This window comes from Acinetobacter sp. 22323, from assembly GCF_052044895.1.
Lineage (GTDB): Bacteria > Pseudomonadota > Gammaproteobacteria > Pseudomonadales > Moraxellaceae > Acinetobacter > Acinetobacter schindleri.
Genome location: NZ_JBQEOL010000001.1, coordinates 83,829 through 99,549, shown reverse-complemented (window position 1 = coordinate 99,549; position 15,721 = coordinate 83,829). Strand labels below are relative to the sequence as shown.

The 15,721-nt window shown below is 43.8% G+C and carries 13 protein-coding genes; 4 read left to right on the top strand and 9 right to left on the bottom strand.

Features of this window, described 5'->3' with window-relative positions; all coding sequences use genetic code 11:
* Positions 1-131 precede the first annotated feature (131 nt).
* Positions 132-914, bottom strand: coding sequence for a peroxide stress protein YaaA (gene yaaA, locus ACTJIX_RS00440; RefSeq protein ID WP_004892538.1), 783 nt, complete (start codon positions 912-914; stop codon positions 132-134).
* Positions 915-1,038: 124 nt separating this feature from the next.
* Here yaaA and ACTJIX_RS00435 point away from each other — a divergent pair, with 124 nt between their 5' ends.
* Entirely contained in the window at positions 1,039-1,668 is a 630-nt protein-coding gene (locus ACTJIX_RS00435; RefSeq protein WP_004892534.1) for an alpha/beta hydrolase, read from the top strand.
* Between the two features lie 43 nt (positions 1,669-1,711).
* Here ACTJIX_RS00435 and ACTJIX_RS00430 read toward each other — a convergent pair whose 3' ends face one another.
* From ACTJIX_RS00430 to pheA, 4 genes are all read right to left on the bottom strand, one after another.
* Entirely contained in the window at positions 1,712-2,077 is a 366-nt protein-coding gene (locus ACTJIX_RS00430; RefSeq protein WP_004892531.1) for a hypothetical protein, read from the bottom strand.
* Positions 2,078-2,177: 100 nt separating this feature from the next.
* The gene (locus tag ACTJIX_RS00425) at positions 2,178-4,424 is read right to left on the bottom strand and encodes a bifunctional prephenate dehydrogenase/3-phosphoshikimate 1-carboxyvinyltransferase (protein WP_440611073.1); all 2,247 of its coding nucleotides are present in this window, start codon (positions 4,422-4,424) and stop codon (positions 2,178-2,180) included.
* Between the two features lie 3 nt (positions 4,425-4,427).
* Complete coding sequence (gene hisC / locus ACTJIX_RS00420) at positions 4,428-5,519, bottom strand: histidinol-phosphate transaminase (protein ID WP_262467567.1); 1,092 nt, start codon at positions 5,517-5,519, stop codon at positions 4,428-4,430.
* Between the two features lie 65 nt (positions 5,520-5,584).
* Entirely contained in the window at positions 5,585-6,694 is a 1,110-nt protein-coding gene (gene pheA, locus ACTJIX_RS00415) for a prephenate dehydratase (RefSeq protein WP_004645570.1), read from the bottom strand.
* Positions 6,695-7,179: 485 nt separating this feature from the next.
* Here pheA and ACTJIX_RS00410 point away from each other — a divergent pair, with 485 nt between their 5' ends.
* A complete protein-coding gene (locus ACTJIX_RS00410; RefSeq protein ID WP_005222668.1) occupies positions 7,180-7,698 on the top strand; it encodes a DJ-1/PfpI family protein in 519 nt (172 codons plus the stop codon).
* Between the two features lie 82 nt (positions 7,699-7,780).
* On the opposite strand, the gene ACTJIX_RS00405 is transcribed toward ACTJIX_RS00410, so the two are convergent.
* Both ACTJIX_RS00405 and ACTJIX_RS00400 read right to left on the bottom strand, forming a co-directional pair.
* On the bottom strand, positions 7,781-8,923 hold the full coding sequence (locus ACTJIX_RS00405) for an acyl-CoA dehydrogenase family protein (protein WP_005222669.1): 1,143 nt from the start codon (positions 8,921-8,923) through the stop codon (positions 7,781-7,783).
* Positions 8,924-9,090: 167 nt separating this feature from the next.
* Complete coding sequence (locus tag ACTJIX_RS00400) at positions 9,091-10,434, bottom strand: dicarboxylate/amino acid:cation symporter (protein WP_004892515.1); 1,344 nt, start codon at positions 10,432-10,434, stop codon at positions 9,091-9,093.
* Between the two features lie 414 nt (positions 10,435-10,848).
* On the opposite strand from ACTJIX_RS00400, the gene ACTJIX_RS00395 reads away from it, so the two are divergent.
* A complete protein-coding gene (locus ACTJIX_RS00395; protein WP_262467568.1) occupies positions 10,849-11,850 on the top strand; it encodes a glycosyl transferase family protein in 1,002 nt (333 codons plus the stop codon).
* Positions 11,851-11,909: 59 nt separating this feature from the next.
* Here the strand turns inward: ACTJIX_RS00395 and ACTJIX_RS00390 are convergent, their stop codons facing one another.
* Positions 11,910-12,182 (bottom strand): YeaC family protein, encoded by a 273-nt coding sequence (locus ACTJIX_RS00390; protein WP_004815365.1) that lies wholly within the window; start codon positions 12,180-12,182, stop codon positions 11,910-11,912.
* Positions 12,183-12,185: 3 nt separating this feature from the next.
* Positions 12,186-13,088, bottom strand: coding sequence for an NAD(+) kinase (locus tag ACTJIX_RS00385; protein ID WP_004815364.1), 903 nt, complete (start codon positions 13,086-13,088; stop codon positions 12,186-12,188).
* Between the two features lie 226 nt (positions 13,089-13,314).
* On the opposite strand from ACTJIX_RS00385, the gene mrcB reads away from it, so the two are divergent.
* Positions 13,315-15,708, top strand: coding sequence for a penicillin-binding protein 1B (gene mrcB, locus ACTJIX_RS00380; protein WP_440611072.1), 2,394 nt, complete (start codon positions 13,315-13,317; stop codon positions 15,706-15,708).
* Positions 15,709-15,721 lie beyond the last annotated feature (13 nt).

Genomic DNA, 15,721 nt, shown 5'->3' with positions numbered 1-15,721 from the left:
TGCTTCTTTTTGTAGCAGAATTCTTATCTGTAAAAAGAAAAAACTTATTTTATGCGCCTTTTTAATGCTTAATTATTCATATATAAAAAAAGATCACCCACAGATGATCTTTTTTTATTAAATAAGACTACCTAAGCAGCGAGTTGTTCATCACGCTTGAATACCAGCTCACCTTTAAGAGAACTCTCTGAATCAAAGTAGTACCCATCAGTATTAAAACCTTTCAGTCCCTCTACGCGATCGATCTGGTTTTCAATAATAAAGCGTGCCATCAGGCCACGTGCTTTCTTGGCATAAAAGCTAATCACTTTATATTTGCCATTTTTCTGATCCAGAAACACAGGCTTGATGATTTCTGCCTGGATTTTACTTTCCTTCACAGATTTATAGTATTCATCAGAAGCAATATTCACCAAAAGTTCTGAATTCGCCGCTGCGAGATCATAATTGATCAGCTCAGTAATGGTATGTCCCCAGAATTCATACAGGTTATGACCACGAGAATTGGCAAGTTTTGTTCCCATCTCTAATCGATATGGCATCATCAGATCCAATGGACGTAACAAACCATATAAGCCGGACAGCATACGCAAATGTTCCTGGGCATAGCTAATATCATGATCTTTTAGATTATAGGCATCCAGACCTGTATAAACATCGCCCTTAAAGGCAAAAATCGCCTGTCGTGCATTTGACAGATCAAACTCTGGCTGCCAGTCACGGAAACGCTCAACATTAAGATTGGCAATTTTTTCACTTACTGACATCAGACTGGAAATTTCTGTTGCTGATAACTTGCTGGCAACTTCTATCAATTCCTGGGAATGTTCCAGCAATCTTGCTTGCGTATGCTGATCTGTTGGTAACGATGATTCGTAGTCGAGGGTCTTTGCAGGGGAAATTAATGCGAGCATAGCCAACCTGGTTAAAAAGTGATTAATCAAACTATATCAGTCGAGTTATTTTAATTCCAATTCATGTTTTTACTTAATACAAACGTTAAAATACGCCTTTCTCCCCTCATTTATCGATTTTCCTATGTCCGAGCAAATTTTCCTTCAGGGTCCTGTGGGACAAATTGAAGTTTTTGTGGATTATCCTCAGGGTGAAGTGAAAGGATTCGCGGTTGTTTGTCACCCCCATCCATTACAAGGCGGTACACCACAACATAAAGTTCCAGTATTGCTGGCACAAATGTTTTTAGAGCGTGGTTGTGTTGTCTATCGTCCAAGTTTCCGTGGTTCTGGTCAAAGTGATGGAATACATGACGAAGGCTATGGTGAAACTGATGATGTACTTGAAGTGATTAAATTCGCTCGTACTCAACATATTGGCTTGCCATTCTATGCAGGCGGCTTTAGTTTCGGTGCGCATGTCATGGCCAAAAGCTATGCCACGCTACCTATAGAATTACAGCCTAAACAGACGGTTTTATGCGGTTTGCCAACCGCCACCGTAGCAGGTTTACGCCACTATGTAACACCGCATATTAAAGGTGACATTCTGTTCCTGCATGGTGAAGCCGATGATGTAACCCTGTTGTCGGATCTGATTGAATGGGCTAAACCACAGCGTCATTTGTTGACCATTTTACCAGGTGCCAATCATTTCTTTACTGGTTACCTCAAACAGTTACGTATTGCGATTACGCGCTTTTTAATGCTGTAAAAAAATTCCATAATTAAAAAAAGCGGCTCAATGGCCGCTTTTTTTAATTTTTCCATTCGAATTCACTAAAGCTTTCTTGCTCTTTGAGTGAAGCTTCTACGGCCTGTGCCAGTTGATTAAGGAGGCTTTGTTCGGTAATCCGATCCAGCCAGTCTTGTTCTTCATCTGGATAAGATACAATCTCACAGACAAAATGCCCTTCACTGTCACGACTTTCGCAACTCACCGAAAGTGGCAATGCGTGTTCATCTACTGCAACAGCAACCTGTCCACCACTTTGTGGCAGGGTTTGAAAGCCATATTTTCCTAGTTCATCAGCAAGAAATTGCGCGACATACTCTTGGGTCTCACGACTATCCTGTAATTGCTGTTGGCTTTGAGTATTGGCAATAAATTTTAATTTTCGCATCGCTACATCCAAATGGCTTTTTTCTTGTATGGGTTTAGCATAAGCCAATATAAACAAAACAGCCAAGCAAAAGCTTGGCCGTTTCACATAAATTTAAGGATTATTCTGTCACTTCAATCGCCAGACCAGCCTGAGATGTCAGTGCAGTAAAGGTTGGGAAGCTGGTCGCGACTGTTTCAGTCCCGACAATCTTGATTTCACCTGAGTTACGCAGACCTGCAATCGAGAAACTCATTGCGATACGGTGATCATGATGCGATTCAATTTCACCACCGGTAAAGATTGGTGACCAGTCACCTGCCTTGCCTTTACCTTCAATGATGATGCCATCTTCAGTTGGGGTACAGTCAATACCCATGGTTTTTAAACCATCCGCCATGACCTGAATACGGTCTGACTCTTTCACGCGAAGCTCTGCAGCACCGGTCAAAATCGTCTGACCTTCGGCACATGCCGCTGCAATAAACAATGCAGGGAATTCATCAATGGCTAATGGCACCTGATCTTCTGGCATATGAATACCTTTTAAGGTACGAGTACCACGAATATGAATATCTGCAATCGGTTCACCGCCCGCAATACGCTCATTTTCAACTGTAATATCTGCACCCATCTGTTTCAGGATTTCAATCACACCAGTACGGGTGGGGTTAATACCGACGGCTTCAAGGGTGACGTCCGAATTTTCAGTAATGGCAGCACCCACCATAAAGAAGGCTGCTGAAGAAATGTCTGAAGGCACCTGAATATTGGTTCCGACCAGCTTACCACCACCTTGCAGTGAAATCCGGTTACCTTCAGTTTTCACTTCATAACCAAATGCACGCAGCATACGCTCAGTATGGTCACGAGTTGGTTCAGGCTCAGTTACCGAAGTTTCACCCTCCGCCCACAGGCCTGCAAGTAGAATTCCTGATTTCACCTGAGCAGAGGCCATTGGCAAATCGTACTGAATCCCTTTAAGGTTTTGGTTGCCGGTGATGGATACAGGTGGCGTACCGCGCTCACCCGTAGTCTGGATCTGCGCGCCCATTTCACGTAAAGGCTTGGCAATACGTTCCATTGGACGTTTAGACAGTGAAGCATCACCGGTCATCACAGAATCAAATTTCTGCGCTGCCAGCATACCGGACAACAAACGCATTGATGTACCTGAGTTGCCCATATACAGTGCAGACTGTGGTGCTTTCAAACCATGCATCCCCACACCATGAATCGTCACTTCACCATTTTTAGGCCCCTCAATGCTCACGCCCATATCACGGAAAGCTTGCAGAGTCGCTAAAGCATCTTCCCCTTCAAGGAAACCGGTCACATGGGTTGTACCTTCAGCGATAGCACCAAACATGATGGAACGGTGTGACACAGATTTGTCACCTGGCACGGTAAATTTGCCCTGGAATTTCTTGGCACCCGGCTGAATGGTAAATTGTTGTGTCACTTGATTTTTCTCCATGAAAGGTTTCTTGGCGAGCATATGGTTGAAATGCTGGCGAGCTGCCTGCGCATGTCCCAGTAAGCCCATCAATGCTTGGGAATCTTCGTCTTCAATCAGCTTGCGGATAATTTCCAGCTGAGCCTCAAAGCCATCTACAGCATTCAGAATTGCTTTTTTGTTGGCAAAAAAGATGTCATGCCACATTTGTGGATCACTGGCTGCAATTCGGGAAAAGTCCCGAAAGCCGCCCGCAGCATAACGAAAAATATCTAAATTGTCTTCACGCTTGGCCAGTTGTTCGACCAGGTTAAAGGCCATCAGATGCGGAAGATGACTGGTATGCGCCAGCACTTCATCATGCTTTTCCACATCCATGCAAATCACTTCCGCTTTTGCCGCCTGCCACAGTTGAATCAGTTTATCGACTGCCCACGCTGCACTGGTCGGCAACGGCGTCAAAATCACTTTATGATTGGCAAACAGATCAACTTTGCCTGCATGCACACCCGTATGTTCTGCACCGGCAATCGGATGACCCGGTACAAAACCTGCAGGTAATGCATCACCAAAAACCGCTTTGGCCGCCTCAACTACATTGCCCTTTGTGCTACCCACATCGGTAATAATGGCACATTCAGCCAGATAAGGCTGAATCGTTTCCAATACTTTTTGCGTAGCACGTACGGGTAACGCCAGGACGATCAGGTCTGCACCTTTGACAGCTTCTACAGGATCTGCATAGCCTTCGGAAATTAATCCCAAGGCTTTGGCATCTTCCAGCGTTTTTTGCGAACGGGTCGATGCCACGATGTCATTGGCTAAATGTTCAGCCTTAATCACACGTGCCAGACTTGAACCAATCAGTCCAAGTCCAATAAAGGCAACTTTTTCAAACAGTGGCTGCGACATAACTTAAGCTTTTGCCTCTAAGCCAAGTACTTTGCCGAGTGCAGCAAGGAATTTGGCATTTTCAGCTTCGGTACCAATCGATACGCGCAAGTGGTTAGCAATACCCACTGGACGCACAATCACACCTTGCTTTAATAAACCATTAAAGGTTTCAGCAGGATCTGCTTGAACATCGACCAGGATGAAGTTGGCACGAGATGGCACATAGTTAAGACCCAAAGCCTTAAAGCCAGCTTCAAGTTGCGCCATACCGGCTTTATTCACTTCACGAGAACGCGCGATAAAGTCTTCATCTTTCAGTGCAGCCACCGCAGCGACCATCGCTAAATGGTTGACATTAAATGGTTGACGAATACGGTTCAGGTAATCTGTCACTTCAACTGAAGCCAGAGCAAAACCAACACGTAGTGCAGCCAAACCATAACACTTCGACAAAGTACGGCTAACGATCAGGTTTGGATATTGCGCAAGGAATTTCAAGCTGTTGAAGTTTTCCGGGAAATATTCCACATAGGCTTCATCCAGAACCACGATGACATTAGCAGGAACTTTTTGCATGAAAGCTTCAAATTCAGCTTCTTCGAACCAGGTTCCCGTCGGATTATTCGGGTTTGCAATGAAAACGAGTTTGGTGTTGTCCTGAATGGCAGCCGCCATTGCTTCCAAGTCATGCGAGAAGCCTTTAGCTGGTACTTCAATCGCTTGCGCATTAATGGCTTGAGTTACCAATGCATAAACCGCAAAAGCATGCTGGCTATACACCACAGAATCATTTTCTGAAACGAATGCGCGGGCAAACATTTCCAGTAAGTCGTTTGAACCATTCCCCAAAGTAATCTGATCATGATTAAAACCAAACTGGGTTTTGATCTGATCTTTCAGGATAAAACCACCACCATCTGGATAACGGCCAATTTCAGCAATTTCCGCAGCGACCGCTTCTTTGACTTTATCTGAACAACCCAACGGATTTTCATTTGAAGCCAGTTTGACGATATCGGTAAGACCCAACTCGCGCTCAAGTTCACTGATTGGCTTACCTGGCTGGTATGGCTTTAACTTTGAGATGCCTTGATTGGCTGGCACGAACGACATTTTATACTTCCGATTTACGTGTGAAACAGTGGTCAGCACCCTCGCACTGACTACAAATGGCTGACTTAAAGTACAGCTGCAGGATATGAACCGAGCACGCGAACTTCTTTAACCAAAGGACGAATTTCTTCAATGGCTGCTTTCACGTGTTCCTGCTCAATATGGCCTTCAAGATCAATGAAGAACACATAAGCCCATTTTTCAGGAAGTGCAGGACGGGTTTCAATGCTGGTCAGACTGATATTATGCTTGGCAAATGGCGCCAGAATTTCCAGCAAAGCCCCGGCACGATCATGTGCTGAAATCAGTAATGAAGTCTTGTCATTACCGCTTTGTGGCACTTTTTCACGGCCAATCACCAGAAAGCGTGTGGTATTTTCCGGATTGTCCTCGATATTGCTATGCATGATTTCGAGGTCATAGATACTCGCGGCAATTTCAGAAGCAATTGCAGCAGAATGCCATTCATTACGAATACGGCGTGCTGCTTCCGCATTGGAACTTAAAGCGACACGTTCCACACCTGGATAATGAGCATCCAGCCACTTACGGCATTGTGCCAAAGTCTGCTGATGCGCATAAATCTGTTTGATGCTGTCTTTACGGGTATTTTCAGAAATCAGGAACTGATGGTGAATCGGTAATTCAACTTCGCCAATCACATTCAGGTTCGATGTTTTAAAACAGTCCAAAGTATGGTTGACCACGCCTTCAGAGGAATTTTCTACCGGCACCAGACCATAATGGGCACTGCCTGCTTCCACGTCACGGAAAACTTCATCAATGGTCGGTAAAGGACGAACCACAGCATCATGACCAAAGTGCTTGAGTACCGCAGAATGGGTATAAGTCCCGACTGGTCCAAGGAAAGCAATGCTTTGCGGAGCTTCGAGTGCCAGACAGGCCGACATGATTTCACGGAACAGACGTGCCATGGTGGTATCAGACAGTGGCCCCTCATTACGTTCCATAACATTACGCAAAACCTGCGCTTCACGTTCAGGACGGTAAAACAGTGGATTCTCTTCTGAAGCAAACTTTGCTTTTGCTACAGCTTCTGCCAAACGCGCACGGCGATTAATCAATTGCTGAATTTGCTGATCAACTGAATCGATATCTTCACGAATCTTAGCCAAATCAAGAGAAGTCGTAGTGTTTTGATCGTCGTTGATCATTGTTATGTCGCCCTTCATAAACCGTAACTGTTTCAGTATAACAATAGTAAGCTTTCAAATGTTACGCAATATGACTTTGTCTTTTAAAAGTCAGTTATTTATGCGTTGCCTAACCACTCATCGCATCTGCAATGTTTGGTAACATTTTCCACAGCGTATTCAGCAAAAGTTACATTATCAAATTGTAAAGTTTGCGTTTGCATCTTAACTGATTTTAGGATGGATGAATTATCATTATTTCTTAATCTATATAACGATTTTAACCATAAGAAAAATCATACAAAGACTCAAAAATCAGCAATGGAAGGATGTTGCTAGATGATCAATAGTTCATTTTAAAATTACCGCTCAACATCCTGCACATATGCTTTTTTTACTTGTTTTAACAGAGTTTCTTACATTTAACATGTATTTATTTACAAAGCAGGGACGATTTTTAAACCTTATCCCGCTAGTCTGTTCAAAACTTAGGCAGGAGCAAATACATGCCAAAAAGAATAGCTGTGCTCGTCACTCATAACTTTGATGATCAGGAATATTTTGAACCTGTAGAAGCCTTTCGTGCTGCCAGTCACAGTATCTGCAATATTGACCATGAAGCTGGAAAGGTCATATATGGTCAGAAACATACAGCTTCAGTGACTATAGATGAAAGTATTGACCAAATCTGTGTCGATGATTTTGACGCATTACTAATTCCAGGTGGAGAATCTCCCCTGACCTTCACTTCAGATGCTGTTGTTCTAAAGTTGATTCAGGAATTTAATGCAGCCAATAAAACCATCTTTAGCATCTGCGATGCTTCATTATTACTCGGTGCAGCTGACGTGCTGAAGGACCGGATTATTACCAGTATTCGTGACCATGCGCACTGGCTGCAAGATGCAGGCGGTCGTTATTATGATGCAGAACTAGTCAATGATAATAACCAGTTGATCTCTTCACGTGCACCAGACGATTTATCTGTGTTTATTGATGAGTGCCTAGAAGTATTAAGATCTTAAAATATGAAAAATGTAATTTGCTCCCTTACATAAAAATGAGCCCTTATAGACTCACTTTTACTTTATAGCGAATGAAATACTTTTAGCGACCTAATAGGCTACGTGCCACGATTTCTTTCATGATCTCGTTCGTACCACCATAAATCCTTTGGATACGCGCATCGACAAAGAAACGGGAAATCGGATATTCAGTCATATAGCCATAGCCACCAAACAGCTGGAGCAAATTATCCGCAATTTTCATCTGCATGTCAGTTGAAAAACTTTTTAAGGCTGCTGCCGTTTCAACATTCAGCTTGCCCTGCATATACAACTCAACATTCTGGTTATAAAACGCCGCTGTTGCCAGTTCATCAATCTTGGCCTGTGCCAATACAAAGCGAGTATTCTGGAATTGGCCCACTGCCTGACCAAAGGCTTGACGCTCTTTGACATAGGTCGTGGTGATATCAATTGAACCACGAATCGCACCCAAAGCCGTAGCCGCAATCGCAGTGCGCTCACGTGGCAGTTCTTGCATCAGGTATGCAAAGCCTTGGCCTAGTTGACCGAGTAACTGATCTTTTGGCACTTTGACATTATCAAAGAACAGCTCAGAAGTATCTTGTGAGTGCAGGCCAATCTTGTCCAGATTGGTGCCTTTCTTGAAACCTTCCAGATGAGTATCTACCAAAAGTAATGAAACACCTTTGGCACGCGCCTGTGGGTCGGTTTTTACAGCCAGCACCACAAGATCGGCATGCTGACCATTCGAAATAAAAGTTTTGGAACCATTTAACAGATAGTGGTCGTCCTGCAAAATGGCGCTGGTTCGAATTGCCTGCAAGTCAGAACCGGCACCTGGTTCAGTCATACCGATGGCACCGACCACCTCACCAGTCACCATTTTAGGCAGCCAGTATTTCTTCTGTTCTTCAGTGGCGATATGCAGGATATAGGGTGCAGCAATATCCGAGTGGCATGACAAACCAATAGAGAGTGCACTAAACCCTGCACGTGCCGACTCTTCGAGTAACATTAAGGAGTAATGGGTTGGCACACCATAGCCACCATATTCTTCTGGAACATCCACACAAAGAAAGCCATTTTCACCCAGCGCATTCCATACTGAACGTGGAATCTTGCCCTCACGTTCCCATTGCTCATAGTGCGGTGCAATCTGTTCGCTCATAAAGCGTTTAAAGTTATCGCGGAATAATTCCAGGTCTGCATCATATGCCAGCATTGTTCTATCCTTGTGGTGTTTATCATTATATTTCCACAGACAGGCTAGCGATTTTTAAGGTCAGTGTCATGCGCTAATACGATTTTTTTTCAAACTTTACAGTCAATTTATTTTAATAAAAATTTAAAAAAGGAAGCCGAAGCTTCCTTTTTTTAAACAGACTGAAATCAGTGAGATTTAACGCCTTCTTGCTGCATTAATTCATCAATTTCTGCCGGATTGTTTAATGCATAATCCAGTTTTTCTTTGTCCAGCTGACCGACCCATTTTGCAACAACCAGAGTCGCCAATGAGTTACCAATCAGGTTAGTCAAAGCACGTGCTTCAGACATGAAACGGTCGATACCCAGAATCAGTGCCAAGCCCGCTACCGGGATATGACCTACTGCAGACAGGGTTGCAGCCATTACGATAAAGCCAGAACCTGTTACACCTGCTGCACCTTTAGATGAAATCAATAGCACAAGAAGCAAGGTAATCTGATGAGATAGATCTAGCTGGGTATTGGTTGCCTGAGCGATGAAGACTGCCGCCATGGTCAGGTAAATAGAAGTCCCGTCCAAGTTGAAAGAATAACCTGTTGGAATGACCAGACCGACTACTGATTTTTCTGCACCTGCCAGTTCCAGCTTTTTCAGCATACGCGGCAATACAGATTCAGAGGATGAAGTACCCAGTACAATCAGCAATTCTTCGCGGATCAGACGGATCATTTTCATGATACTGAAGCCGGTGAAACGTGCAATCGAACCAAGAATAATGAAAATAAACAGGATACAGGTGATATAGAAGCACAGAATCAATTGACCCAGCTGCGCCAGTGTACCGATACCATATTTACCGATCGTAAATGCCATGGCACCGAACGCACCGATAGGTGCAAGTTTCATGATCATGTTCACGATGTTAAAGAATACATGTGAAATCTGGTCAATGAACTTCAGTACTGGCTTACCATTATCTCCCAGCTGATGCAGGGCAAAACCAAACAGGAGAGCGAATAATAGTACCTGAAGGATTTCACCTTCAGCAAATGCGCCCACCACCGTATTTGGAATGATATTCATGAAGAAATCGATGGTCGATTGTGACTCACCTGATGCAACATATTTCGAGATACCTTCTGTATCGAGAGTTGCTGGATCAACGTTCATACCAACACCAGGTTTGGCAATATTGATCACGAGCAGACCGATCACCAAGGCAATCGTCGATACGATTTCAAAGTATAGTAAAGCAATACCACCTGTCTTGCCGACAGATTTCATGCTTTCCATACCTGCAATACCACTCACTACCGTACAGAAAATTACTGGTGCGATAATCATTTTGATCAGGCGGATAAAGCCATCACCCAATGGTTTCAGCTGTTCGCCCAAACCAGGAACATATTGTTCAGCACCATTGATAATTTGCGTACCGCTTGGTGAGAAGTGACCCACAAGGATACCGGCAATAATGGCAACAATCACTTGAAAATAAAGTGACTTATAAATAGGTTTTTTAGCCATGACCTTAGTTCACAATATACTTCTAACAAGAAGCAATATTCAGTTTTCACTTATTTAAGAAAATAAGCATCCAATACTTGATTGCCTTAAACAAAAAAGTGCTTACGTATCAAGAAATTAATCTGATACTGAAAATAGATTGTGTATGTACTTTTAACAATTACAGGAACACCGCTCTTCAGCAGAAGTTAGTGCATTGATCAGGAGATGAAGCAAACACAAAGAATCAAGAGAAATTTTAACCGCTTTTTAGACTTTTGTTTAACCCAAAATGTTAAATTTGTCTAAATAATAAACAATATTCCTTAGACTATAGTCTTATAAAACTATAATTCTTCTGCAAAATAAGAAGGTGAAATACCAATATCAGCGTAAAATATGCCAATACTTGATGAACATGATTGATCTATCCCTATGACCACAAAGCGAAATATTTATAAAGATGCTGAACATCCTTTTGCCCAGTTTATTCGTATTATTGGTAAAGGAAAGAATGGTGCACGCTCGCTCAGTTATGATGAAGCCTATCAAGCTTTTAGTATGATCCTGAAAAATGAGGTGCTGGATGTGCAGCTAGGTGCCTTCCTGATGCTACTGCGCGTAAAAGAAGAATCCGTCGAAGAACTGGCAGGTTTTGTTCAGGCAACCCGGGATCAGCTTAATTTTAAAGCTCTGGATGTAGACTTGGACTGGTCATCTTATGCTGGCAAGCGCAAGCATTATCCATGGTTTATCCTGTCTGCTCTCACCTTGGCCAAGCATGGCTATAATATTGTCATGCATGGTGCAGCTGGGCATACTTTGAATCGGGTTTATACTGAGCAAGTATTAGAATACTTAGGCTATTCTATTTGCCACAGTGAGGTTGAAGTCGAACAGCAGCTGCAAGAAAGACATTTTGCTTATCTGCCTTTAGATGTGATTTCACCTATCCTGGCTGAGCTGATCGGACTGCGGAATGTTATGGGTTTACGTTCTCCTATTCATACATTGGCGCGCCTGATTAATCCATTCAATGCCAAAGCGACTTTACAGGCCATTTTCCATCCGGCTTATCGTGGCTCACACCAGCGCGCTGCTTTTCAGCTCGGTTATCAAAATAGTGCTGTTATTAAAGGTGAAGGTGGCGAGTTTGAACGTAACCCTGATGCCAAAACCTTAATTTGTGGTATCAAGAATGGCGAACTGTATGAACACGAACTGCCTAAACTGACGGACAATCGCAGTCCGATTGAAGAAGAGCTGAATCTGGCTGTATTTAAAGAAGTCTGGGAGGGTCACCGTTCGTATGAGTATGGCGAAACCGCAGTGGTTGAAACCATCGGTATTGCGCTATATACCATGGGCAAATGTGAGAGCTATGAAACAGCAATGCAGAAAGCCAAAGAACTCTGGAATACCCGTCTTTCGGTTTGAACAAAATCATTTATTTCAGACATTAAAAAGACCACGCTTGTGGTCTTTTTTGGTTTCAATTAAACGAAACGAATGGGCCTGAATTCCGGTTCATTCTTGTGATGATCATCATCACATTCTTCACCTTCTTCTTTGGTACCGCGGTCGATATAACCACTACGTTCAGTTTCAGGCAAATGTTTAATTTCCCAGGCATATACGGCTTGCATACACGTCTGACGCTGCTCTTCCGTCAGTGCCACACCGTTCGGCCATTTACCAATTTCAATCGCAGTACGCAGTCGGTCTACAATCTCAGGATTGAGCATAGAGAGCATTTGTTCAATATTCATGATTTAATCCCGATTCTGATAATCAAAGTCTTGGTTCCAGCCGAGCTTGGTCCGACACGCCATATAGAAATCATAACCCGGTGGATGTAAAAGTTGCAGTTTAAATGGGTGTTTACGAATGTGAACCGTATCTCCCACATTCAAAGAAATGCTGTGCTGTCCATCTGCGCTGACCATCGGCATCACGCGATTTTTACGGATCACCAGCTTAATCTCACTATGTCCTCCAACCACAATCGGTCGGGATGACAGGGTATGCGGATGCATGGGTACTAGCACAATCGCATCCATACTTGGATGTACAATTGGTCCACCACCAGAAAGTGCATAGGCAGTTGAGCCTGTTGGTGTCGACACGATCAGACCATCACTATGCTGACGATAAACATATTGTCCATCAATATTCAGCTCAAAGTCGATCATGTGCACGGATTTACCAGAATGAAGTACGACATCATTCAGAGCAATCGCATCATGGATAATTTCGCCTTTAGACCGGATTTCCAGTTCTAACAGGAAACGTCGCTCAAGCTGGAATTCACCTTTAAGAACCTGATCCAGCTTGAAGATAACTTCTGTCGGCTTGATATCCGTCAGGAAGCCCAAGCGGCCACGGTTCACACCGATGACAGGAATATTATATTTGACCAGTGCCCGGGCAGCATGCAGCAATGAACCATCACCACCAACCACAATGACCAGATCGACCACCTCACCCAGCAAGGCGCGGCTCACTGTCTGGGTATTTTCATAAGGTACCAGCGCAGCGGTATCTGCATCAAACACTGGATGCAGGCCCACGTTCAACAAATGATCATGAATAAGACATAAGGTTTCAACTACTGAAGATTTATCAGGACGTCCTACTAACCCGATATTTCGGAATGTCTTATGTGAAATTAGCACCAGTCTCGTCGCTCCGCTACGAATCGCTCCTATAATAGCATTAAGCTCTGGCTCGTTGACAATTTTCCCTGGTTTTTATGTATAAGTAGAGCAAGTTAGAAATAATATTATGCAGACTAAGTGTATTTTTTAATTGATATTTTTTAACCAATTTCTCTTTAAATATTGCAAATTCCCTAAAAGCTTCGCATGATTAGCAGAATTTTACAGACGCTTATCATCATTTATGAAGTATGAACGTGGTTTGGGGTTTATTGCCTTAATCTTTTCCGTTTTGGTCATTTCAGCCTTTGTTGCCTTTAGTATCTATCTGATTCGTCTGGATAATATTGTACGTGACAAATTTGAAGGCCAGCGCTGGGACATTCCTGCGAAAGTCTTTGCACGTCCGATGGAAATTTATGTCAATGCACCTGTCAGCCAACAGGATCTTCAGGAAGAGCTTAAACTGCTCGGATATAAGAGTGCTGAAAGCTATACCAAGTCCGGAAGTTATGTGACTTCTGGTGATACTTTATATGTACATACCCGTGGTTTTGACTTTGGTGACCGAGTTGAGCCTGAGCAGATTTTAAAAGTCAGCTTCAATGGTGAACAGATTAATGACGTAAGTGCCACCAAGCCTTCGACGTCCGGAATTGCCCGTTTGGAACCTTTATTAATTGGCGGAATTTACCCCCAACATAATGAAGACCGGGTACTGATCAAGCTGAATAAAGTACCTAAACCTTTGATTGAAGCACTGATCGTCACCGAAGACCGTAATTTCTACCACCATCATGGTGTATCTCCACGCGGGATTGCACGTGCAGTGGTCAGCAATATTACCGGCGGTAAACGTCAGGGTGGCTCGACTTTAACCCAGCAGCTGGTCAAAAACTTCTATTTAAGTCCAGAGCGTACCTTAAAACGTAAAGTCAATGAAGCCTTTATGGCGATGTTGATTGAATTGCATTATGACAAGGATGAAATTCTTGAAGCCTATTTAAATGAAGTGAATCTAGGCCAGAATGGCAATTATTCTATTAATGGTTACGGTCTGGCGTCCCAATTCTATTTTGGTCTGCCGTTGCGCGAATTAAATATTTCTCAACAGGCATTTCTAGTTGGTCTGGTACAAGGTCCTTCCCTCTACAATCCATGGCGTAACCCTGAAACGGCGAAAAGACGTCGTGATATTGTGCTGAACAATATGCTGGTCATGGGTTATCTGACCCAAGAGCAATACGAAACCGAGAAGGCACGCCCTCTCAATGTCATTACAAAACCAACCCTGGGTCCGGCACGTTTTCCTGACTTCTTGGATATTGTGCGTCGTCAGCTGCGTACCGAATATCAGGAAGGTGACATTACCAATCAGGGCCTACGCATCTTTACCACGTTGGATCCATTGGCACAGACCCGTATTCAGCAAAGTTTCAAAAATACAGTGGCGAACTTAAGCAGATCAAATCCGAAACGTTTAAAAGATTTGCAAGGTGCGGTGCTGGTCACTCATCCAGAAAATGGTGAACTGGTTGCTGCAGTTGGTTCGACCCAGGACTTTACCGGCTTTAACCGTGCCCTGGATGCCAAACGTCAGGTGGGTTCGTTATTAAAACCTGTGATTTACCTGACCGCAATTGAATCGAACCGTTACCATTGGGGTAGCCCGATCGAAGACAGCGAGCTGAGCATTAAAACTGATGGCAAGACCTGGACCCCCAAGAACTATAGTGGCCGCCCACATGGTGTGGTTCCAATGTCTCAGGCACTGGCAAATTCCTATAACCTGTCCGCGGTACGTTTGGCGCAGGAATTCGGTATGTCAACCTTTATCAATCATCTAAAGAAATTTGGTGTGACTTCTGATATTCCGTCCTACCCTTCCATTTATCTGGGTGCGGTAGATATGTCACCTATGGAAGTGATGAGTCTGTATGGCAATTTTGCAACTGGCGGTTTTAAATATCCGGTCAAAGCTATTCGTTCCGTGGTGGATGCCAATGGTCGTCTGGTCGATCGCTATGGCCTGACGGTTCAGCCAACCATTGATCCGGCTTATGCCTATATCCTGAACAACGGTTTACAGCAGGTCATGAGCAGCGGTACCGGTCAATCTGCTTATAGTACCCTGCCACGCAATCTTGGTCTGGCTGGCAAATCAGGGACCACCAATGATACCCGTGACTCATGGTTCGCAGGCTATTCTGGTAATTACCTAGCTGTGGTCTGGTTAGGTCTGGATGACAATAAGATTACTGGTTTGACCGGATCATCTGGTGCGCTACCGGTATGGACCAGTGTCATGAAGCAGCTACGCCAGAAGCCAGTGAATCTGCATCAACCAGGTGAGGTACAATGGCAATGGGTCGATCGCGCGACAGGTCATTTGTCTGCTCAAGGCTGTGAAGGTGCCATGTATATTCCGTTGACTCGTCACAGCATGCCAAATCAGGCTACTGCTTGTGGCGCATCGCATTATGCCCCTGCCCCACATACGATTGATTCAGAAGAACCTCAAGGTTTTGACGATCCAAGCGATGAAATTGGGATCTGGATTGAAGAAACTGAAACGGAAAACCAACGTGATTCTTTACAAGATACACGTATTATCTCAAGCGGTAGTTATTCACCCTAATTGAGTGAGATAT

Bases quoted from the DNA above. Each gene is read 5' to 3' on its own strand.
- yaaA (WP_004892538.1), bottom strand. From the start codon at position 914: ATGCTCGCATTAATTTCCCCTGCAAAGACCCTCGACTACGAATCATCG.
- ACTJIX_RS00435 (WP_004892534.1), top strand. From the start codon at position 1,039: ATGTCCGAGCAAATTTTCCTTCAGGGTCCTGTGGGACAAATTGAAGTT.
- ACTJIX_RS00430 (WP_004892531.1), bottom strand. From the start codon at position 2,077: ATGCGAAAATTAAAATTTATTGCCAATACTCAAAGCCAACAGCAATTA.
- ACTJIX_RS00425 (WP_440611073.1), bottom strand. From the start codon at position 4,424: ATGTCGCAGCCACTGTTTGAAAAAGTTGCCTTTATTGGACTTGGACTG.
- hisC (WP_262467567.1), bottom strand. From the start codon at position 5,519: ATGTCGTTCGTGCCAGCCAATCAAGGCATCTCAAAGTTAAAGCCATAC.
- pheA (WP_004645570.1), bottom strand. From the start codon at position 6,694: ATGATCAACGACGATCAAAACACTACGACTTCTCTTGATTTGGCTAAG.
- ACTJIX_RS00410 (WP_005222668.1), top strand. From the start codon at position 7,180: ATGCCAAAAAGAATAGCTGTGCTCGTCACTCATAACTTTGATGATCAG.
- ACTJIX_RS00405 (WP_005222669.1), bottom strand. From the start codon at position 8,923: ATGCTGGCATATGATGCAGACCTGGAATTATTCCGCGATAACTTTAAA.
- ACTJIX_RS00400 (WP_004892515.1), bottom strand. From the start codon at position 10,434: ATGGCTAAAAAACCTATTTATAAGTCACTTTATTTTCAAGTGATTGTT.
- ACTJIX_RS00395 (WP_262467568.1), top strand. From the start codon at position 10,849: ATGACCACAAAGCGAAATATTTATAAAGATGCTGAACATCCTTTTGCC.
- ACTJIX_RS00390 (WP_004815365.1), bottom strand. From the start codon at position 12,182: ATGAATATTGAACAAATGCTCTCTATGCTCAATCCTGAGATTGTAGAC.
- mrcB (WP_440611072.1), top strand. From the start codon at position 13,315: ATGAAGTATGAACGTGGTTTGGGGTTTATTGCCTTAATCTTTTCCGTT.